Source organism: Staphylococcus caledonicus (genome assembly GCF_016238465.1).
Taxonomy (GTDB): domain Bacteria; phylum Bacillota; class Bacilli; order Staphylococcales; family Staphylococcaceae; genus Staphylococcus; species Staphylococcus caledonicus.
In genome coordinates, this window is sequence record NZ_JABTXV010000002.1 from 16036 (window position 1) to 37971 (window position 21936).

Genomic DNA, 21936 nt, shown 5'->3' on the forward strand with positions numbered 1-21936 from the left:
TAATTTGGTAAGTAATAAAGCTGAAAAACTCTATGCTTTAGAAAAAAGTAAGCTTGAATTTGAGGGCAAAATGATAAGTAATGGATACATTGAAGTAAAAAATATAAGCAAAAATTTAAATAAGGATGAGGTAGTTTCTATAATAGCGAATTCTATAGTTAATGGTGTTTCCAAATTAAATAATACTCAACATTATACAGTTGTTACTATCAAAGACTATAAAATTAGCACAAATCAAATTATCAGAAACACTAAAGATAAAGCAACTAAAATTTCTCATATTGTTATAGACTTATCTAATTATGTTAAAGGAGAAGTAGGGCAATCAATAAATAATGTAAGAAGTTCATTGAATCCTATGAAAACTTGGTAAAAATTAATATTTTGATAAAGGAATGAGAGAATTCATCGAAAAAATAAAGATAGAGACTATTGAAAAGAACAGTAAGTATAAATTAGTACACTACAAAAATTCACATTATATTATTGATTTAAATCAAAATAAGTTAACTTATATTTTTCCATTATTAAATTATGCAACAAGAAAGTCATTGATGGAAGTACAAAAAGAAGACCTTAGCTATATTAAAACTATTTTCACTTCTAAAGAGAAAGAAGAAAAAAGAAGTTCTCTAACAAACTTTGTTGCAGGTTTAAGCTTTTTGGTTGCTATTCTAACAAGGTTTATACTTGACAGTTTGAATTTCACAACGAACATTTATATAAATATATTTTTATTATTATTAACTATATTACCCGTATGTATATTTAAATATATAGTTGATAAAAAGAAAATGGTTAAACTTAATATTAGATTAACTGAGGTACAGGCGCATGCATTTATATTACCCGATATAAAGTACGTATTTCAAAATATCTTTTTTTATATTATTTTTGTATTTTTATTCAGTGCAAGTATAGCTGGATTATTAACATTGGAACGTACTAATATTATTTTTGTTATTGGGATTACAATGACTTTGATATTTATTTTATTTCAAAACGTATTTTTATACGCTCAAACTGAAATCGATGGAAAGATAGGCGGTATAAAATGGAAACAATAGGGAGTATTATATATTTAAAAGACGGTTCTCAGAAATTAATGATTATTAATCGAGGTCCTATAGTCGAAATAGATAATCAGCAATATATGTTTGATTATGCAGCATGTAAATATCCCATCGGTGCAGTAGAGGATCAACTATACTATTTTAACGAAGAAAATATTGATAAAGTGATTTTTAATGGTTATTCTGATCAAGATGAGATAAGATTCCAAGAATTATTTGAAGAAATGAAAGATAGTTTAGATAGCAATATTCAACGAGGAGTTATTAAACAACAAGATAATTTTGATTTAATTTAATATAATTCTTTATTGGAAGCCGTATGCAACTCAAATATAAAAGTCGCCTATATCTCTCAGGCGTCAATTTTGACGTAGAGAGGGGGTGCATATCAAATGGTCGAGGCTCTTGTCCATATTATAACCACTGTTATCAGTGGTTGTGTTGTTACGTTATTTACGCAATGGCTACGTACACGTAACAATAAGAAAAAATAGGTGATATTTAGCCATCACCAATAAAAATCCCCTCACTATCGCGAGTAGTGAGGGGATTGGTGCATATAATGCACGAAGCTCTTGTTAATTGAATTATAACACTAGGGTATAAAGAAATGCAAATCAGTATCTATATAGGAGGATGAAATAAGATAGAGAATATTATAGGAATTCTAACAATAGTTTTCTTTGCTGCAATGATTATCACTTTTACTTTTACGGCTATGCTTTATATAATAAAAGGTATTTATAACGAGAGAGCAACAAGCGCTCTATTATCAAGTATTATATTCCTAATTTTATTTATCTTTTCTGCTCTTTTTTATTTTTATTTAGTAAAAAAATGGGAAATAGACTGATATTTTAAGAAGTATTTAAAGATATTACTTAAACTACTTTCCTTTATAGAATAACCAGATACTAGCCATAACCAAAAATCCCCTCACTACTCGCAATAGTGAGGGGATTGGGTGCATACACAATGTACGACACTTTCGTTCATATCATGACCACCGTCATCAGTGGTTGCATCATTGCGTTATTTTCGTTTTGGCTACGTAACAATAAATAATAGGCGACTAAGCCACACCAATAAAAATCTCCTCATTACTACAAGAGTAAGGGGACTGGTGAACTTATGAATTTCTCTTTGTTAAGTGTATTATAACACTATAGTATAGAGAAATGCAAAATACCAATTAAAATTTTTTTACATATAATTTTGCACCAAAGGCTAGGGCATCAATATGCAAAATGTCCTGTCTTTAAGGTTCACCAGTGAATTTCTCTTACCACTACCTAAATTTCTATCGTCGCTTCTAAATAAAACTACATTGTTAACTTAAAATAAGGTCGACAAGTTCTTCGGCGGTAATATTGCCAAAGTAGAAGTTTAGGTTGATACTGTTTAATCGTGCGAATAAATCTGTTTTAACCATACGTGTACCGACTAAGTGTGCTTCAACATCACTTATGTTACCTTGGCCGAAGAAATCGCCAAAAATACTACAAGCGGCAATACGGTTATGTTCAATAGATAATGAAATATCTATCGTGCCACTATTAAAACGTTCATTACGGTTGTATTCATAACGTGGTGAACGACCATAGTTCCATTCCCAATTATCATACTTTTCAGCGACTAATTGATCGATGCCAGCCCAGTCTTCGTCGGTTAATTCATAGCGTTTGGCCTCTTTAATGTCATCGATTCCCATAATTTGAGTGATGATTAAATCTTTAAATTCATCGATAGTAATGTTCTGATATTTAGGGTCTAATGAATCTCTAATTTGACCGACACGGGCGCGTACGGATTTTATTCCTTTAGATTCAATTTTCTTACGGTTTGGTTTTAATACGTTAACCATTGCTTCATAATCGACATCAAGGAGTAGGGAATACCCGCCATAAATTCGATTATTTAATAATGTCATCGCTGCACCTGATATTTTTTTATCATTTAAAGCTAAGTCATTACGACCACTTTGAATCACTTCAGTGGCACCTAGATTATGCAACGCTTGAATAGCTGGACGATAGAAACGTTGAAAGTCACCATAAATAGAAGTATCTTGTTCTAAAATACAACATACATTTACGGCACCATCATCTACGTATACTGCACCACCACCTGTATCACGACGCACAACTTTAATATCATTGTCATCGACGTAATCTTGGTTGATTTCTACGGCAGTATTTTGAAAACGACCAATCTCTACTTTAGGTTGGCAGTAGTAAGGTAACAAAATATCTTCGCCTAAAAAGATATTATTATTAATATACACTTGCATTGCTAAGTTTACGGCACCATCATCGATATATTTTCCATTACGAATAGGTTCTATTAAATACATGATTCTGCTCTCCTAGATTGCTAATATTTTATGAACTTTTTTAATTAAGAATGAAATATCTTTATCTAAATGAATGGTTCTATCTTGAATCGCTTTTGGAACGTGGTAATCTTTTTTATTTAAAGTCACAAATACGGCGTTAGGGTTCTCACGCGTCATACGATGGAATGGGTGCTTAATAAATTGAGGCGTCGTGTAGCCTACGCCAATTTCTAAATAAGCTACCTTATCGTCTTTATGCTCTTCGAGAAATTCATTATAGCGATCTAATTGCTCATGAAATTCTTCATCCTCAACCATGCCCACTTCAGCTTTACGCTTATTGATTTCCATTGGGGCATCACATTTAGGACAACGTGGAATCAGCTCGTATGGGACTTTCATATTTTCTTGTTTAGCGACCATTTCACGAATCGCATCTTCATCTCGATAGGTTTGTGCATGACAATGTTGGCTACATTGCCAAAGAATGTATTTACCTTGCATATGAAGGACTCTACTTTCATCAAAACATGCAAATTCAATACCATTATCTGCGTTAGTAGTAATGATAAAATAGTCATACATATATTTAAGTAGGTCCCTAAGTCTAAGGTAAGAAGGACCCACGGGTTGCTCTAAAAAATTGAGTTTCACGAAACGACTTTGGAAAGCCCAATATTCTTGCCAGCTCTCAAAAGAATGCAAACTCGCTTGTAACATATCCAAGAAATTATATTTTTCAATAAAATCTGGAAAATTTTTCGTGAAACGGTCACCGACATAGGTATAACCGTCTGATGCTGACATACCAGCACCTATCCCAATAACCAAAGCATCGGATTCGGCAAAGACTTGAGCCAACACATCGGCTTGAGAGGTTTTTTTATCGCGTGCTAGAGTAAGGGCAGTCCATTGTTCATTTGTCATATTGGTCGAAAGCCTCCTTGTAAAGTGTCCAATCTTTATCGCTAAACACGTTAAAGATAACGTTAATAGATGAGTCTGTTTCTCGTAAATACGTCATTGTAGTGTCAATCGCAATACGGCATGCTTCTTCTTGAGGGAAACCAAAGACACCTGTTGAAATAGAACAGAAGGCGAGATGACGTAAGCCGTGTTCATCAGCTAACTCTAAACAACTACGATAACAGCGCGCTAATAAATCTTTATTCATTTGGGACACCGGACGCTTACGAATTTGAGGCCCAACTGTATGCAATACATAGTTCGAAGGTAAGTTGTAGGCCGATGTGATTTTCGCTTTGCCAACACCTTCTTTACGACCTTGTTCTTCAATAATCTTCGCGCAATCTAAACGCAATTGCACGCCTGCTTTAGTATGAATAATGTTATCAATACAATCATGGTTCGCTTGCATGCAGCCTAAGAAACGACTGTTCGCTGCGTTCACAATACCATCTACTTCAAGCGTCGTAATATCGCCTTGCCATAAATAAAGTTGCGTTCCTAAGATAGGGTTCAAATCATTTAAACGAGTTAAATCTTGTTGGTTATTAAGCGTAGATAAATATGCATCTTGAACATCGATATATTCGGCACTAATAGGTTCCGGTGGACGTACATTCGCTAGCCCACGATAACATTCCCATTGTGCGTCGGCAGTGTCAGGGACGTCTAAAGGCTTATCTCCATAACGTTCTTCCCACATAGATTGAATGAGATAAGCAAGACGTTCTTGTTGAGTATCTAACATTTAGTCTTCATCCGATTCCGGTAAAGCGTTATAAGCATCTTCATCTACATTTTCTAATTTCACTAACCAGTTTTCTTCTGCTTTTTCAGAATTTAAAATTGCAGGTTCATCTTCTGCTTTCGTATTACGTTCAACAATTTTACCAGCAAGTGGTGATTGCACATCTAAGACAGTTTTAGACGCTTCAATACTTACAATTTCATCGTTCACACTGACTTCATCTGGCCCCATAAATTCTACATAACCCACTGTACCAATATCATCCTGCAATTCTGGTGTCATGCGATAAATATATTGGTTGCCTACTTTTTCAACAAATAAATAATTAGCTAATTTAGCCATTTCATAACTTCCTTTCTATATCTATAAATACGCGTGTGCTAATAATTCAATAGTACGACAGCGTTGTTCAATGCCCGGTAATAACGGCACGACCAAGACCTCATCGGCTTCAAACACTTCAATCATCGCATCCAACTGAGGCTTTACTTGTTCCAATGTACCCGCTAAGATACGTGCACGGTGTTGCGCGATGACACGTTCGTCACGCTCACTCAGTTTGTAACGTTGCGCAGTTTCAATAGATGGAAAACGCTCGAATTCCGCAAACTGACGCTTACCTAATAACCAAACGTCCAATGCATGTAATAGCTGTTGCGCCTCATCCTCATCATCCGTCACAATCACAAACGTCGTTAACATAACCTTAGGCGCCATGTTTAATGCTGTTTTTTGAAAATGATCGCGATACGTCGCAAGGCTGTTCTTGGCAGCATCTATTTTATCCTGACTAGGTAGTAAAAATGTACCTAACGTGTAGCCCATTCCTTGCATCGCAGCAAGCTTAGCAGAACGCTGACTTGTACTTAAGAGCCACATTTCCGGATGGCGAGAAAGTTGCGGTTGCGCAATCACCTTGCCAACACGTTGTTCCTCAGGTGGACTCGTTAAATAGTGACGTAAGTCTTCAATACTTTGTGCGTAATCGAGATACGCGCTTTTATCTTCATCCATAGCACGCTTAACCACAGTAGTTCCAGGATTATTCCCAATGCCTAGGTCCACACGGCCAGGATGTAAGGCTTCTAACATTTTAAATTGTTCCGCTACTTTAAAGGGACTGTAATGTGGCAACATCACACCACCAGAACCTAGTTTGATAGATTCTGTATGGTTAAGTAAATGCAACATGAGTAGTTCAGGACTACTACCCGCAAAGGCAGGAACATCATGATGTTCCGTTAACCAAAAGCGATGATAGCCTAGTTGATCTGCCAACTTCGCCAGTCGCGTCGTATCTTGTAACGCTTGTTCTGCATCTTTGCCTTCATCAATTAAGGCATAATCTAAAATACTTAACTTTATGTCGCGTTCATCTCCAAAACGTACTGTTTCCCTTTTATAATACCCACTACTATTTTAACGTGTTTAACGGAAATTTGTTAACTTTTGATTTCTATCACACACTTTTCCCGGGCAATAAAATACGAGCGAGCATACACCGTTCACAAACAAGTCGATTGAGTATTATGAGAACGCATGGTAATTTGAATTTAAGAGATAAAATACGAAAGAGGATGTCATCACATGTCAAACTACGCACCATTACTTCAACCTATCACGGTACCCAATGGTATAAAGCTATCAAATCGTTTTGTCTTATCGCCAATGACTACCAATTCATCGACCAAAGAAGGGCACATTACTGATGAAGATTTACGCTATGCGCAACGACGTGCAGATTCTGCGCCCTTACAAGTTACTGGCGCAGCGTATATTGAACCGTATGGCCAGTTATTCGAATATGGTTTTAATATTTCTGACGATGATTGTATTCCAGGTTTGAGAAAAGTGGCACAAGCCATGAAACACAATGGCAATAAAGCAATTATTCAACTCGCACATGCGGGACGCTTTTCAACTACATCAATCATGAACTATGGCAAAGTTTATGGACCAAGTCCGATGACGTTACATTCACCGGTTCAACATGAAGTAGAAGAAATGTCAGTCGCTAAGATTCAGGAAGTCATTACACAATATGCGAACGCAACCTCACGTGCTATTCAAGCTGGATTTGATGGTGTTGAGATTTCGGTGGCGCAACGTTTACTCATTCAAACTTTCTTTTCAACATTCTCAAACCAACGTCATGATGCGTATGGCGTAGACACATTGGAGAATAGGGCACGCTTTGGTTTAGAGGTAATGGCGGCAGTACAGAAAGTAATTGATGCGGAAGCGCCTGACGATTTCATTTTCGGATATAGAGCGACACCTGAGGAAACAAGAGGAAGTGATTTAGGGTATACGGTTGATGAATTTAATCAACATTTAGATTGGGTGATGGACGTAGCCTCTATCGATTATTTAGCAATTGCCAGTTGGGGCCGTAATATTTATCAGAATAAGACGCGTACGCCGGGCGAGCATTATGGACGTCGTGTTAATCAAGTGGTTTACGAGTATTTAGATGGACGTGTGCCATTGATTGCGAGTGGAGGCATTAATTCGCCAGACACTGCGTTAGATGCTTTGGAAAATGCGGACATGGTAGGCATGTCATCTTCATTTGTAACGGAACCAGATTTCGTACACAAACTTTCAGAAGGCCGGGAACAAGACATCGATTTGCATATTCAACCTGAGGATTTAGATGAACTGGCAATTCCACATGCAGCCTTTAAAGATATTGTTCAAATGATGGATTATGGCCAAGGTCTTGAAAAGAAAACACGCGATGAATTACGTAAACTAGAACAAAACTATGATCATAAATAAGTAAACGAACGTGTTTGGGGTTTGAGCGAAACCGAACGATGAGCAAAAAAGATATTCCTTGCCGGGGCGGGACGATAAAATGTTCGAAATTTGGCAGTAGTTGTCTGAAATGAAGAAGCGTTCGAACCTCACTTTCTTCATTCCTAGTCAACCTTGCCGGGGTGGGACGACGAAATCTTTGAAATTGCATTAGATTTCTGTCCCACTCCCTAAATTTCTGTCACCGCTCCCTTTTTATTATGCTATTTTTAATGTAAACTTATAAATATAAAAAGTTTACATTATGTAGTTTATCGAAGGCATTGAGCAATTTTAAAAGGTAAGGAGTAAGAGACAGCATGACATTAAACTTAGCACAACGTATCCTAAATCAAGAGACGTTAACTAAAACAGAAGCGTTAGAATTATTCGATAATCCAAGCATCGACACATTCGACTTATTACATGAAGCCTATATTGTAAGAAAGCATTATTACGGCAAGAAAGTAAAATTAAATATGATTTTAAATGCGAAAAGTGGCATCTGTTCGGAAGACTGTGGGTATTGTGGTCAGTCCGTAAAAATGAAACAAAAACAGAGATACGCTTTAGTAGAACCAGAAAAGATTAAAGCTGGTGCTCAAGTCGCTTCGGATAATCATATTGGAACGTATTGTATCGTAATGAGCGGGCGCGGTCCTACAAATAAAGAAGTGAATCATATTTGTGATACTGTACAAGATATTAAAGAGCTACATCCTCAACTTAAAATATGTGCTTGCTTAGGATTAGTGGATGACGAGCAAGCAGATAAACTGAAAGAAGCGGGTGTTGATCGCTACAACCATAACTTAAACACTAGTGAACGTTATCATGAAGAAGTGGTAACCACGCATACATATCAGAATCGTGTAGATACGATTGAAATTATGAAAGAACATCATATTTCGCCATGTTCAGGCGTCATTTGTGGGATGGGGGAAACGCATGAAGATATTATAGACATGGCATTCGCCTTAAAAGCGATTGATGCCGATAGTATTCCAATCAACTTCTTGCATCCGATTAAAGGTACAAAATTTGGAGGCTTAGATTTACTCTCACCGATTAAATGTTTACGGATTATCGCCATGTTTAGATTGATTAACCCAACAAAAGAAATTCGTATTGCCGGGGGACGTGAAGTGAATTTACGCTCATTACAACCGTTAGCACTACAAGCAACTAACTCTATTTTTGTAGGAGATTATTTGATTACCGGAGGCCAACCAAACGAACTTGATTATCAAATGTTAGAAGATTTAGGTTTCGAAATTGATGGGTAAAGCATAGTGAATCATTTTTTAAAGTGAGGTGTTAGAGGTGCTTCAAGACAAAGAAAGCACAAGATTGTTATATCAAGCAATTAGTGAATTGGCAGAAGAAATGGGTCAAAACCAAATTGATACGAAGTCTGTAAGTTTGTTGTTTTTAGATATGGACTTAGAACACGAAGTATTTGAAAGAGTATTTGGCGAATTTGTAAAATATTTGGCACATAGAAATGAAGAAGATATTGAATATAAAGACTTAATCGCATTAATCGACCAATCATTGCCAGAAGATCGCGAACTAGCACCCATTATAAAGAATCGTATTATTATAGGATTTGCTAATAATTATCTACCTACACTTAAACCACTTGCTAGTGATATTAAAATGGAAATGAGTACGAGCATCCAAGCAGATTTAGATATATAAACAAAAATAAAGTCCTTAAATACTTGTCTATTACAAGAATTTAAGGACTTTTTATATTATATCAACATGGAAACTGATTATAATTTACTGTTGATTTGATCGGCTTTGCGATTAGCCGCAGCTGCATCACGACTGGCACTCGCTGCATAATCTCTAGCAGCAGCTGAATTGTCTGATGCTTTTTTAGCCCAAACTGCTGATATTGCTGAATTGGTTGCAGCAATACTTGAGGCATATCTTGCAGCTCTGGCATCGACACTTGCTTGTGACACAGTAGATAGAATTTGTTGTTGTTTATTTTCTAAACGTGCTTGGTGTGCTTCTGTTTCATATAAGTTGATAGCTTCTTTTAACGTATCCGCACATTGATTATAGAGATATTCAAACATTGATTGAAGTGCATGAAGATGAGCATATTTCTCTGGAATGCGATTATTAGCCCCAGAAGCATTCAATGTTTGGTTAACTTCATTGATTTCTTTTTTACCACCATTTATTGAAGAAACCATATCTTTACCCTCTGACGTTTCGCAAACTTCGTTTTGTGCTTTCTTATAGCTATCTGAGTGTAATAAGTTTTGAGTTTTATTTTTGACTCTTTTATTTTGGAAGAACCATACTCCGAAAAGTATTAATCCAATAAAGAATAAAAGACCAGAATGAAAGATAGGAAAAGCTAAGAAAATAAGCGCTAAACTTGGTAAGAGAAAGTACAACATATTTTTTCGTTTAATATTTTTTAAAGTTAACTTTTGTATTTCATTTTGTTTATGATTAATTAATTGATTAAAAGCGAGAATTCGACTTTTTCCTTTAATCAATAGGGCGAGATCGGACATGAGTTGTTCTTTAGTATTATCCATAATTATAATTCTCCTTATTCTACATTTAAATCTGAAAACTTAATTTGTGTAACATCTTTAGTAGGTAGTTGAATCAATTTTTGGTCTTTATTGTCTAACTTAATTGTTGTAGAAATATAAGCGTCATTATCACTCTCTGATGATTCACTTTGTTTTAAAGAAGAAGGATTAAAAGTAAATTGACCAAGATAGTCTACATCCTGTTTCGGACTTTGCGATTGACCAATATTAACATCGGTATAGAATAACGCACTATCTTTACCATTTTCTAAAGTATCAAATACATTAGAGATATCCTTTTTAATTTCTTTTTCATCACTATCTTTAGTAGTAACAAACGTCATTAATGGATCACCGCTATTAGTTGTTACTTCGATATATGACTTAACATCTTTATAAGGTGTTTCGTAATATTTTATATCTTTCTTGTCTAAAGTCTTCTTAATTTCATCGGCATCTAATTTGTAAAGTAGTTCTGGTGATAGCTCTGGATCTTCATCAAACATTATCATTTTCATTTGACCATTTTTAGTTAAATAGAGACCTGACGTTTCAAGCCCTTCATCATCATTACTTGTAGATACATAAAGCATGTGTTCTTTTTTATCATTAATAATGTCTTTGATTGAGATTTCTTTTTTCTTCTCAATACTTTTACTACAGCCGGTTAACGCGACGATTAATAGCCCGATAATAATAAAGGAAAGAAGATATTTTATTTTTCGCATCTGTTTCGCTCCTCTGAAAATGATGATTAATATGTGAACAAGGGAAGTTAAGACATCGTTTATCAACTTTTCAAAGTTAAACTATTGATGTCTTGCTCCCTCTAATTCACATTTAATTGTTAAACTTCGTGTCGTAGATAAATCATTTGTAATTTAATAAGCTCAGTCGTGAATTGATTGAGTAAGGTAGTAGGTGAGATAAGACGTAAAGACTTTCGATATCTGAAACATAATTCGATTGCTTCAGTTGAGGTTAATTCCAACTTGACCGTTAGTGACTTCGATGAACGATGAATCACTTTCATGTCATAACTATCTTTGAGTTTTTGATAGAGTTGAGGCTTTATTTCATATGTAACGTGGATAATTTGTTCTTGCTCTCCCGAACGTTTATAGGCACTTTTAATGAAATAACTATTTTTGCCTTGGTTGAAACAAACCTCTTCTTCAATATCAGAACGTAAATTCATTTCATATAAGAAGTATCTGATATTATCGATGTCTCGTTGAATCGTTCTAGGGTTGACATCAAATTTCTTTGCTAATTGAGACTTATTCACCGTTTGTTTCGTTACTAATTTAGAATAAATATATAAAACTCTATATGCTTGTTCCATTGGCAGGTCTTCCCTTCACAAAACCTAGTTTTATTATAAGAAATGACCTTAGACATATAAGGTCATTTCAATAAAAAAATAAAATTAATAAATAACACGTAATATTTAATAGAAAGGTATATATTCAATTTATAAAAATATTGGTAAGTTAGTTAATACATACCCTAAATATTTCCTCGTACATACGATTGCAATACGTACCACTCTGCTAAGTCGCTAGCGTTCGTAGCTACGTAATTTAACTCAGAACGCGTGTCATCATTACTATTTAACTTTTGGAAAATTCTCTGAAAATAGGACATAAGTTTTGTTTCTTCGTTATGATGAGCTTGACCAAATTCAATACGTTCATAAATTCTAATGACACATTGTGGCGTAGTTTGATAGCGTTTAAGTTCATTAGTTATTTGTTCATATAACATGTGTTTCACCTCCATTTCTTCATGATTGAAACTAGAGTCGCCTCGGAGGCGACTCCTTTTCTCACAAAGAGAATGGAATTTTGAACATCAGAACAAAGCACAAAAAGAACGCAAAAATGCCGCCATTACCGATTCGAGGTAATGGCGGCACAAACTCTCGGGGTCGCATGATAAGCGACCCCGAGAGCCGTTTACATATAAAACAACACATAAAACAAAGATAATTCAGCATCACATGTTAGACATCATACGTCACTCACCCTAGAAAAGTTGATAAATAAAGAAAATTGTTAAAGAAAGAGAATTAGCTTGAAAGTGTTCTAATGAGAAATGACATATAAATAACATAGTATTGTTGGCGAGACTCTTGAGGGAGCAGGATGAGCGCCGAGACCGTGGCTCGGCCTGGCAGTAGTTGTCTGAAATGAAGGTGCGTTCGAGCCTCACTTTCTTCATTCCTAGTCAACCTTGCCGGGGCGGGACTACGAAATCTTAGAAATTACATTAGATTTCTGTCCCGCTCCCTAAGAACGCGAGCCAAACAAAGTGTAGTAATGATAAAAAAATAGCCTTGAAGGTGATTTCTATTGAAATCATCTTCAAGACTATAACTGTATGATTAGTAATACATACTTACATTAAACCAATGACTTTCATCCATAATGAACCGATACCAAGCCAGATAATGAAATAAACCACACCTAATACCAAGTTCATGAGCCACCAACGTTTTTGACTCACATAACCTGCCGCATACAGAATAGGCGCAGGACCACTACTGTAATGCGTTGTTGAAGCCATTAAGTTACCGAAGAAACCAAGCATTAACGCACTAAATAATGGTGGCGCACCAGCCGCAACAGCTACGCCAAGTAACGCCGCATACATGGCACTTACGTGAGCAGTTGAGCTCGCGAATAAATAGTGTGAATAGAAGTAGAAAATAACTAGAATAACAAGTACAATTGGCCAACTTAAGCCACCTAAACTATGCGCAATTGTACTACTTAACCATGGAATAAAGCCTAATTTATTCAATTGATCGGCCATCATAACGAGTACTGAGAACCATACTAATGTATTCCAAGCACCTGTTTCATTAAGGATATCTTTCCAATTTAACACGCCAGTAATAAGTAATAATGATAAAGCGATAAATGCAGTTAATGTAGCTTCAATACCTATAAAGCTACCGGTTATCCAGAGTAAAAGGGCGATAATAAAGATTCCAATCATGAACTTTTCAGCCTTAGAAATAGTTCCCATTTCTGAAAGTTCATTCTCAGCCCATCGCTTAGCGTCAGGCGTTTCTTTAATAGTAGGTGGATACATTTTATAAATAATAAATGGCACCACGATAAGTGAAATTAAACCAGGAACGAGTGCAGCTAAGAACCAATTCATCCATGTTAGATGAACGTTAGCTGTTTTTTCGGCTAAATTTTGAGCGAGAGGGTTACCTGCCATCGCTGTTAAGAACATTGCCGCAGTAATTAAATTACCTTGGAATTCTGTAAATATTAAAAATGCTCCCATCTTACGTTCGGTGCCTTGTTTAGGATCTGAATCGAAAGATTTTGACAATGATTGAATAATTGGGAACATAATACCACCCGCACGTGCGGTATTACTTGGAGTAGCAGGAGCTAGAATTAAATCTACTCCGACTAATGAGTAGGCTAGGCCGAGCGTCTTTTTCCCGAAAAGTTTTACGAACTGTAAGGCGATACGACGGCCAAGTCCTGTCTTTACGAAACCTCTAGAAATAAAGAATGCCATCGCAATAAGCCAGATACTAGGATTACCAAAACCTTGAACCGCTGTTTTAGTGTCTACTACACCAACAAGCACGGTTAATGTGAAACCAAGGATTGAAACGGCACCAATCGTCATAGGTTGTGTGATACAAGCTATAATTGTACCGACGAAAATCGCAAACATCATCCAAGCTTGTAGGTTTAATGCTTCAGGTCTAAACGGTGCGAGTAAAGCAATAAGAATACCTACAACAAGTGGAAGTATAAATTTCTTATATTTTACTGAGTTCTCCATAGCTGAACCTTCTTTCTAAGATAATGAACATTTCATAAAATAGAATAGACTTAATTTTAAACGTTGTACAGAGGATGTAGGAAATTAATTGAGAATATTTCTCATTATATTTTTAAGTAGAATTAATATGTAAAAAAGCAGGGGAGAAATCTCGATTTATTCCAAAGATTTCTTAGCCCCACTTCGATAGTATTTAAGATACGCTAGATAGTATTTAATAATTTTAATTATTCAAGTCACTGTCTTTAATATCAGTAATAAACATATGACCTGGTGAATGTGTAATCATCAATTCAGGTTTAGCATCAAGTGCTACGGATTGAGGTGTAACGCCACAACCCCAAAAGACAGGTATTTCTCCAGGTTTGATAGTGACCGCTTCACCATAATCTGGCGTATTAATATTTTCGATTCCAAGTGTTTCAGGTGATCCGATATGAATCGGTGTACCATGAACATTTTTAAAATGTGAGGTGATTTCTGTGGCTTTAATCGCTTGAGCCATCGTCATAGGACGCATACTCACGGTAATATTTCCTTTAAACTCGCCACTCGCTTCAGCAGGTATATTGGTTCTATACATTGGAACATTATGGTCTTCTTCAATATGACGAACCGGAATACCACCTTCAAGTAGGGCATGTTCAAAGGTAAAACTGCATCCAATAAGAAAAGACACCATATCGTCAGTATACAGGTGTGTAATATCATCTACTTCTTCGACAAGCTCCCCACGCTTGTAAATGCGATATTTCGACACATCGGTACGTATGTCAGCATCTTTCCCATAATATGGAAAAGACGGTGAACCTATCTCAGACACATCTAATAATGGACACGTCTTTGGATTTCTAAAACAAAATTTTAAAAAATTATAAGCATATGAAGAAGGTAAGATGACGACATTAGCTTGAATATAGCCATCTGCCATACCACTCGTATGACCAGTAAGTGTCCCTTCGCGAATTAATTGACGTAATGCTTGTGGCGTTTGATGCTTAACCTCCATAGACATCCCCCTTATCCCCTTAATAACTACCAAGTTCTTATTACTATTATATTTTAAAATTACACCATTAACAATCTAGATGTTAAAAATAAGAAATTGTGTATTACTTTCGATAGTTCTTAAATAAATGAAAAAATAGGGACCGACAGCTAAAGACGATTAAAGGTAATAAACAATAAAGACTTACAATCATCCAATTATCGTCTACTTTGTAAATAACGAAAAATAAAATGAATAAGAATAGTGTCGCTAACAAACCGAATAAAGGTAACAGTTCATAGTATTTTTGAATGTTATTCTTGTTCTTTCTCATTATCTTCATCCTTTTTATTTGAAGATTCTTTTTCACGTTGTTCTAAAGGAATGGAATAATCTTTATCATCATTAATATAAGACATTTGGAAATGTTTCGTATGTTCTCGACGTAATGCCCGCATAATTGAAATGGTCATTAATAATAAAATAATTGAGAACGGTAAGCCTGTCACGACAGAAGCTGTTTGTAAACTTGTTAAACCGCCTGCAATTGTCATCGCTACAGAAATGGCACCAATTAATAGCCCCCAGATAACTTTGTGTTTCACTTTCGGATTCTCACTACCACCAGTCGCCATGCCTGCAACAATATGGGTCGTAGAATCGGCGCTCGTAACGATAAGTAAGAAGATTAAGACCACTGCTAATATACTTGTAACATCTGCTAGTGGGAATTTAGACAATAATTCAAAGAGTGCGACGGTATAATCTTTATCGACCAATTGAGCGATATTATCGCCACCCATCGCAACTTTTACTGCCATGCCACCGAAACCAGCAATCCAAACAAAGGAAATAAGTGGCGGTACGACTAAGACACAAATAATAAATTCACGAATTGTCCGTCCTCGAGAGACACGAGCTACGAAACCACCAATAAATGGTGACCATGAAATAACCCAAGCCCAATAAAAGACGGTCCATTGTTGAAGCCATGCATTCTTACCGGTATAAGGATCAATACGCAAACTATATTCTATAAAGTGACGTAAATAGTCCCCAATAGCTAAAGTATACGATTCGAAAATAAATTTTAAATCGCCGAAAATCAACATAAAGACAAGTAATAACCCACCTAGCATAATGTTGATATTGCTCAACCATTTAACACCTTTATTTAGACCAGTAATCGCCGAACCTAAGAATAAGCACACCATTAAGACGGTAATTGCGATCTTAGTGAAATTATTATTAGGTACGTGAAAGACATGATTTAAACCACCACTAATTTGCATAATACCTAAACCAATTGATGTAGCAATTCCCATTACTGTCGCAATAATTGCTAGAATATCGATAATATTACGGAATGGACGTTTATATGCCTCACCAAAGACGGGTTCCATGGCTGTAGAAATTAAGCCATCGCGTTTTTTACGAAATTGGAAGTAAGCGACGATAAGACCAGCCATCGCAAAAATAGACCATTGTGAAATCCCCCAATGGAAGAACGTGTAACCCATGGCAACACGTGCAGATTCTGGTGATTGATCAGGAACTTTTCCTGGAAAAGGGGAATGAACATAGTGGGTAAGTGGTTCAGCTACCCCCCAAAAGACAATTCCTACACCTAAACCGGCAGAAAATAACATACCGAGCCATGACATAAATGAAAATTCTGGTTTCTCGTCATCACTGCCGAGTTTAAAACGGCCATAACGAGAAATAGCTAAAGAAATTAAAAAGATATCTAAAACAAAAATAATAAGTAAGAATAACCACCCGAAAGAGTTAGAAATAAAATCATATACACTTTGTGCGTGGGTGCCGAACGCTTTAGGAAAGAGACCAGCAATTGCAGTAATGATAATAATGATTGTTACAGAAATAATATAGACTAAATTGTTATGTTTCTTGCGCTTGTCATTCATTCTTCAATTGATTCTCCCTTTATATGTCGGTTGTTACGAGTATACCTATAATTTTGAAAATTTACAAAATGCCATTTTTTTATAAATTTAAAACTATATATAAAATTCATTATGAAAACTTTTTCCAAAACTAGAATTACGATAAATTGAAGAATGTGAAATGCTATAATTGATTACATTAGAAGAATTATTTAGAAAAGAAGGTCAAACATGTCAAAGTATGTCATTACTAACGGGAAGATTTATACAGAAACACACGTCATTGAACAAGGTTATCTTGTAGTAGAAGATGGCAAAATTAGTGAAATCCAAGAAGGTCAATATACTGGTGAATTAGAACAAATCGATGCTAAGGGCCAAAATGTCTTACCGGGCTTTATCGATATTCATATTCATGGAGGCTACGGTGAAGATGCCATGGATGCATCATTTGAAGGTTTGAAACACTTATCTGAACAATTGTTATCAGAAGGCACGACTACATTTTTAGCGACAACCATGACCCAGTCGGATGCCAACATCGAAAAAGCGTTGAAAAACATCGTTGATTATCAAGCGCAACAACAAAGAGGCGAAGCTGCTGAAATTGGAGGTATTCATCTAGAAGGGCCATTTATTTCAGAACATAAAGTTGGCGCGCAAAATCCAGAATTTGTGCAACGTCCCTCAGTAGATAAAATTCAACACTTCCAAGAAATCGCGCAAAATCAAATTAAAATCATCACATTTGCGCCCGAAGTTGATGGTGCACATGAGACATTAAATGCGTTACATGACGATATTATCTTTTCAATGGGGCATACCATAGCTACATTTGATGAAGCGAACGAAGCGGTTGAACGTGGTGCTAAACATATTACGCATTTATATAACGCTGCCACTCCATTTACACATCGTGATCCAGGCGTCTTCGGTGCAGCTTGGACGAATGAAGGATTGAACACAGAAATTATCGGTGATGGTATTCACTCACATCCAGCTTCTGTACAAATTGCCTATAAGCAAAAAGGAAATGAACATATGTATTTAATTACTGACGCTATGCGTGCGAAAGGCATGCAAGATGGCGAATATGATTTAGGCGGGCAAAACGTGATTGTGCGTGGCCAAGAAGCTCGTTTAGCAAGTGGTGCGCTAGCAGGAAGTATTTTAAAAATGAATGATGGCTTATATAATTTAATGAACTTTACTCATGACACGTTAGACAATCTATGGCGTGTAACAAGTTTAAACCAAGCTATTGCTTTAAATATCGACGCCCATAAAGGTAGTTTAGCCATATGGAAAGATGCGGATATCGTCATTGTTGATGATACGATTAAGGTTAATACTACGATTAAAGCAGGTACAGTTCATAATTATTAAGACTACCCGCAGTGTGAAAATTTTCATTTCTGAAAGCAGACTATCGTCTCATGATACAACTTCTCAATCAGCTTATTTTTCATAAAAATATATACAAATTGTATACACTTTTATTCTAATAGGTTTGAAATAATGCATAGAGGTGTATATAACTATTGAATATATAAACATGAGAATATATAGAGAAAGAGGTGTGAGAAGATGCAACATGACTTGAGGTTCCCTAGCGCTAAAAAGTTTTTCTCATCATTAGCATGGCTAGCAATTATTGCTTTACTAGCAGTGGTAGTAGTTAATCTAATTGCGAATAGTAATTTAAAAGACTTTTCTAATATTGGTGTTAACTTTAATCAAAACGATATTATCTTCTTAAGCACATTTGCGATTATTGCAGTGGTAAGTTTAATTATTGCGCAAATTCTAAAATTATTTAAACATTCATAAAACATATTGAGCCTAGGACATAAATCACAAAATATTAGCGTAGAGATGATTCAATCACGAATCGCCTCTACGCTTCTCTTTTTATCAATAATTCGTATTGTTTGGCTGTGCGTTCTATATCATGTAAATACAATTTATTAGGTCTATTAAAACCTGTTCGAACTTGTTCAAGTAATCCCACTTCTTGAAATCTTGTTTCTTCTTGATCAGAGTAGCCCTCAAATATAACGTTACTAATATTTTCTTCATTGAAATAATAGATTTGATTTTCTACAACACCAACTGGGTGCTTACATGCTGAGTAATCAAATATATACTGGTGATTATCTATATTTACAATGGGACCACGATTAATAATCATTAATTTTTGGGAACCTTCTCTTAGGTATACGATACTTCTTATTGTTTCCATATTATTTCACTTGCTTTTCTATGTTTTTAATTTTGGCATGTACTTTTCTATCAGAAATTGAAGCTATGTTCATAAAAGTAAACATAAGCAACGTAACTAACCAACACACATAACCAAATATGTTTTGATTTTCATCAAAAATCATTTGAATAGGGGCAATTGATAAAAATAGGAACATAAAATAACAAAATACCACCAGTATCATATTTTTGAATGATGGAATCAACATTACTTTTTGTGTGCTATTTAGATTAAATGCTGGATGATTCAACTTCTTTCTTATAGATAGACGTAATGCAATCACAGAGACAAATCCGAGTAAAAACATTAGTACTAACCAAATTTGGCTAATATTAACATTCATGTAACCCATTACGCTTCTTAAAAGCACACTTACAGTGACACCAATGCCAGCAGCCATCATACCTTGACTGTTTTGACTACCATTATTAAAAATATTTAAATTATTGAATTCTTGATAAGTTAACTCAGTGTATTTAATAGGAATAAACCAATTCAACATAGGGCATAGGTATGAATACCAATTTTGTTCTAAGTCGACCATTAAATAGTGATTATCTTTTTGGATAATTTTATATCTAGGATTTTTATATATTGTGTATACATTTTCCATTTAGCTTCACCAACTCCATTTCATTGGATTCGCTAATTTTTTGACATTGTTGACAGCTTCTCCAACATTTTTTCGACTTTTTTTGCTTTATTACTAAAATAGTTGGTACCATTTTCAACACTTTTTATAACCTCTTGAGAACTATGTTGTAACTTGTTTTTCATATATAATGCTTCCTATTTTTCCAATTTATCTCACCTACCTTTCTCTGAGAACATTTTGAAATGATTTAAGGTTTACTTTTAATCTTACCAATTTTACCTGAAATTTCTGTTTGGGCGTATAACAACACATTTTGAAACAAGATAATTGTTAATAATAATGACATTGCTACCAAATAAATAAAATTAGATTCTTTTTGAGATATAAACCCATAAATAATAGCAACGAATATAATAGTAACAATGAAGTTTAAAAGTATGTTTTTGACAACTTCCCTATTGTTCGGTAATACGTGTGCTTTAAATGTATCGTTTTTTAAATATAATTGTAGTTTTAACTTCTTGTTTTTATCTACAACACTTTTAATGAGCAATATAGGCACAATCGCAATTAAAATTAATATAATGTTTAGTATATATGTTGTTGAAAAATCCAAATAATCACCTAAAGGTTTTACTAAATAACCTATAAGTACAGATGTACCAATACTCAAACTAGTAATCGCATTTTTGGTATTATTTTTTGCCAAATTTTCAGTCTTGACCTTACTAATTTCATTTTTATCAATCTCAATCAATACTTGTTTCGTCAAATAATTCAACAATGGAAATATATATGTTAATTTATTTCGATTCAAATCAATAATAAAGTATCTATTTTCATAATGGATTAGTTTAAATTTACTATTTTTTTCGACAGTTTCTATTGTTATTTTATCGATGATTAATCACATCCTTTATATAAAATTTATTAATTATATAGTTTTTAATAATTAATTATACTGTATTATTTATAGATATGTAATGGTATTTACAAATATCAAAATTTCTGTTTCATTTATCTCTTATTGTGTTTAATTCTATATACTGTTTCCCTAGTAATATCAACTTCTTTCGAAATCTTACTAATCGATTTACCTTCTTTTAACTTTTCTATGACTCTATGATAGATGTATCCAATTGGGCAAAGGTGTTACACTCAGAGAAGCAGGCCAAAATATTCAACAAACCTTCACACCAAATCATCAAGTGACACACACTAAAAGATAGTATGGTAATGAGTGAAGGTAGACATGTAAGTAGTAGTCAAAGTCATGGTTCCAATCATGTTCATTATCAAGAAGACTCAAATCTTACAAAGGTTGAATATGATGAGTATGATGAACGTGGATTTATGAAACGTAAAAAATTGAAAGCCAACACCGAGTATACAACACCGCATGGTCATGTGAATCGCACGGACCACAAAGGTCGGATTAAAGAAATATATGCGGAAGATTTATCACTTCAAGAATGAAATTACAGAATTCAAATCAAAAAACAAATTAGGAAAAGTTTTAAAAAGCATGACATATGGTGGCAAAATATTAGGTCCAATTGTTGGCATGTTAGCTGTTGAATCGAATTTTGCCTCTGAAAAATCTATGCAAAGAAAAGTAGTAGAGTCTAGCGTAGATCTCGGAGCTATGGCTGCTACAACTGGAACATCAACTGCTATCTGTGAAAGTATAGGAGGTCCACTCGGAGCAACTGTTGGTCTAGGAGTTGGGATAATTATTTCGTCTTTATCACAACAAAATTTAATTCATGAAAAGTCGGTTACTGATATAATCAAAGATAAGTTGAACGAAAAAGTAACTGCAATAAGAAATTCAGAAGCGTGGAAATATACAAAAAAGCGATGCTATTAATAATGTGAA

The 21936-nt window shown here is 34.9% G+C and carries 27 protein-coding genes and 1 pseudogene; 12 read left to right on the forward strand and 16 right to left on the reverse strand.

Annotated elements, in window-relative coordinates; all coding sequences use genetic code 11:
- The first annotated feature begins 4 nt into the window (after positions 1-4).
- From HS848_RS12710 to HS848_RS06720, 5 genes are all read left to right on the forward strand, one after another.
- Complete coding sequence (locus tag HS848_RS12710; protein WP_232806114.1) at positions 5-373, forward strand: hypothetical protein; 369 nt, start codon at positions 5-7, stop codon at positions 371-373.
- 22 nt (positions 374-395) lie between these two features.
- Entirely contained in the window at positions 396-1067 is a 672-nt protein-coding gene (locus tag HS848_RS06705; RefSeq protein ID WP_198611712.1) for a DUF443 family protein, read from the forward strand.
- Positions 1055-1369, forward strand: coding sequence for a DUF4176 domain-containing protein (locus HS848_RS06710; RefSeq protein WP_198611713.1), 315 nt, complete (start codon positions 1055-1057; stop codon positions 1367-1369). The genes HS848_RS06705 and HS848_RS06710 overlap by 13 nt, the downstream gene beginning before the upstream one ends.
- A 96-nt stretch (positions 1370-1465) precedes the next feature.
- Positions 1466-1567 (forward strand): type I toxin-antitoxin system Fst family toxin, encoded by a 102-nt coding sequence (locus HS848_RS06715; RefSeq protein ID WP_198611714.1) that lies wholly within the window; start codon positions 1466-1468, stop codon positions 1565-1567.
- 481 nt (positions 1568-2048) lie between these two features.
- On the forward strand, positions 2049-2138 hold the full coding sequence (locus tag HS848_RS06720) for a type I toxin-antitoxin system Fst family toxin (protein WP_198611715.1): 90 nt from the start codon (positions 2049-2051) through the stop codon (positions 2136-2138).
- 265 nt (positions 2139-2403) lie between these two features.
- Here the strand turns inward: HS848_RS06720 and HS848_RS06725 are convergent, their stop codons facing one another.
- From HS848_RS06725 to HS848_RS06745, 5 genes are read right to left on the reverse strand one after another with little or no spacing between them, the layout of a single operon-like run.
- A complete protein-coding gene (locus tag HS848_RS06725) occupies positions 2404-3426 on the reverse strand; it encodes a lipoate--protein ligase (RefSeq protein WP_198611716.1) in 1023 nt (340 codons plus the stop codon).
- A 12-nt stretch (positions 3427-3438) separates the two neighbouring features.
- Positions 3439-4335 (reverse strand): SIR2 family NAD-dependent protein deacylase, encoded by an 897-nt coding sequence (locus HS848_RS06730; protein ID WP_198611717.1) that lies wholly within the window; start codon positions 4333-4335, stop codon positions 3439-3441.
- Positions 4325-5122, reverse strand: a complete 798-nt coding sequence (locus HS848_RS06735) for a protein-ADP-ribose hydrolase (RefSeq protein WP_198611718.1) — start codon at positions 5120-5122, stop codon at positions 4325-4327. Before HS848_RS06735 ends, HS848_RS06730 begins: the two co-directional genes overlap by 11 nt.
- Complete coding sequence (locus tag HS848_RS06740; RefSeq protein WP_198611719.1) at positions 5123-5464, reverse strand: glycine cleavage system protein H; 342 nt, start codon at positions 5462-5464, stop codon at positions 5123-5125. It lies immediately after the preceding gene.
- Positions 5465-5485: 21 nt separating this feature from the next.
- Entirely contained in the window at positions 5486-6487 is a 1002-nt protein-coding gene (locus tag HS848_RS06745; RefSeq protein WP_198612162.1) for an LLM class flavin-dependent oxidoreductase, read from the reverse strand.
- A gap of 222 nt (positions 6488-6709) precedes the next feature.
- Here HS848_RS06745 and HS848_RS06750 point away from each other — a divergent pair, with 222 nt between their 5' ends.
- The 3 genes from HS848_RS06750 (at position 6710) to HS848_RS06760 (ending at position 9622) form a co-directional block, all read left to right on the forward strand.
- On the forward strand, positions 6710-7903 hold the full coding sequence (locus HS848_RS06750) for an NADH-dependent flavin oxidoreductase (RefSeq protein ID WP_198611720.1): 1194 nt from the start codon (positions 6710-6712) through the stop codon (positions 7901-7903).
- Positions 7904-8241: 338 nt separating this feature from the next.
- Positions 8242-9207, forward strand: a complete 966-nt coding sequence (gene bioB / locus HS848_RS06755; protein ID WP_198611721.1) for a biotin synthase BioB — start codon at positions 8242-8244, stop codon at positions 9205-9207.
- Between the two features lie 37 nt (positions 9208-9244).
- Entirely contained in the window at positions 9245-9622 is a 378-nt protein-coding gene (locus tag HS848_RS06760) for a hypothetical protein (RefSeq protein ID WP_198611722.1), read from the forward strand.
- Positions 9623-9699: 77 nt separating this feature from the next.
- Here HS848_RS06760 and HS848_RS06765 read toward each other — a convergent pair whose 3' ends face one another.
- The 7 genes from HS848_RS06765 to HS848_RS06795 form a co-directional block, all read right to left on the reverse strand.
- Entirely contained in the window at positions 9700-10485 is a 786-nt protein-coding gene (locus HS848_RS06765; protein ID WP_198611723.1) for a hypothetical protein, read from the reverse strand.
- Positions 10486-10499: 14 nt separating this feature from the next.
- Positions 10500-11213, reverse strand: coding sequence for a hypothetical protein (locus HS848_RS06770; protein ID WP_198611724.1), 714 nt, complete (start codon positions 11211-11213; stop codon positions 10500-10502).
- A 119-nt stretch (positions 11214-11332) separates the two neighbouring features.
- Positions 11333-11830: an HTH domain-containing protein gene (locus HS848_RS06775; RefSeq protein WP_107507232.1), complete on the reverse strand. Its 498-nt coding sequence runs from the start codon at positions 11828-11830 to the stop codon at positions 11333-11335.
- Between the two features lie 164 nt (positions 11831-11994).
- Complete coding sequence (locus HS848_RS06780) at positions 11995-12252, reverse strand: hypothetical protein (RefSeq protein WP_198611725.1); 258 nt, start codon at positions 12250-12252, stop codon at positions 11995-11997.
- A gap of 633 nt (positions 12253-12885) precedes the next feature.
- Entirely contained in the window at positions 12886-14304 is a 1419-nt protein-coding gene (locus tag HS848_RS06785) for an anion permease (RefSeq protein ID WP_198611726.1), read from the reverse strand.
- A gap of 223 nt (positions 14305-14527) precedes the next feature.
- The gene (locus HS848_RS06790; protein WP_198611727.1) at positions 14528-15313 is read right to left on the reverse strand and encodes a putative hydro-lyase; all 786 of its coding nucleotides are present in this window, start codon (positions 15311-15313) and stop codon (positions 14528-14530) included.
- Between the two features lie 293 nt (positions 15314-15606).
- A complete protein-coding gene (locus tag HS848_RS06795) occupies positions 15607-17220 on the reverse strand; it encodes a BCCT family transporter (RefSeq protein WP_198611728.1) in 1614 nt (537 codons plus the stop codon).
- 210 nt (positions 17221-17430) lie between these two features.
- Between HS848_RS06795 and nagA the strand changes: the two genes are divergently transcribed.
- Positions 17431-18585: an N-acetylglucosamine-6-phosphate deacetylase gene (gene nagA, locus HS848_RS06800; RefSeq protein ID WP_198611729.1), complete on the forward strand. Its 1155-nt coding sequence runs from the start codon at positions 17431-17433 to the stop codon at positions 18583-18585.
- A 201-nt stretch (positions 18586-18786) separates the two neighbouring features.
- Positions 18787-19029 carry a hypothetical protein gene (locus HS848_RS06805; protein WP_198611730.1) on the forward strand — a complete coding sequence of 81 codons (243 nt, stop codon included), beginning with the start codon at positions 18787-18789 and terminating at the stop codon, positions 19027-19029.
- Between the two features lie 67 nt (positions 19030-19096).
- On the opposite strand, the gene HS848_RS06810 is transcribed toward HS848_RS06805, so the two are convergent.
- The 4 genes and pseudogenes from HS848_RS06810 to HS848_RS06825 all read right to left on the reverse strand — a co-directional run.
- The gene (locus tag HS848_RS06810) at positions 19097-19441 is read right to left on the reverse strand and encodes a DUF4176 domain-containing protein (RefSeq protein WP_198611731.1); all 345 of its coding nucleotides are present in this window, start codon (positions 19439-19441) and stop codon (positions 19097-19099) included.
- Between the two features lies 1 nt (position 19442).
- Positions 19443-20075, reverse strand: a complete 633-nt coding sequence (locus HS848_RS06815) for a DUF443 family protein (protein WP_198611732.1) — start codon at positions 20073-20075, stop codon at positions 19443-19445.
- 229 nt (positions 20076-20304) lie between these two features.
- Positions 20305-20961: a DUF443 family protein gene (locus HS848_RS06820; RefSeq protein WP_332871291.1), complete on the reverse strand. Its 657-nt coding sequence runs from the start codon at positions 20959-20961 to the stop codon at positions 20305-20307.
- Between the two features lie 113 nt (positions 20962-21074).
- Positions 21075-21188: pseudogene (locus tag HS848_RS06825) on the reverse strand (helix-turn-helix domain-containing protein); the annotation flags it as partial.
- A 105-nt stretch (positions 21189-21293) separates the two neighbouring features.
- On the opposite strand from HS848_RS06825, the gene HS848_RS06830 reads away from it, so the two are divergent.
- Both HS848_RS06830 and HS848_RS06835 read left to right on the forward strand, forming a co-directional pair.
- Positions 21294-21533: a hypothetical protein gene (locus tag HS848_RS06830; protein WP_232806115.1), complete on the forward strand. Its 240-nt coding sequence runs from the start codon at positions 21294-21296 to the stop codon at positions 21531-21533.
- Complete coding sequence (locus HS848_RS06835; RefSeq protein WP_232806116.1) at positions 21505-21927, forward strand: hypothetical protein; 423 nt, start codon at positions 21505-21507, stop codon at positions 21925-21927. Before HS848_RS06830 ends, HS848_RS06835 begins: the two co-directional genes overlap by 29 nt.
- The last annotated feature ends 9 nt before the right edge of the window (positions 21928-21936 follow it).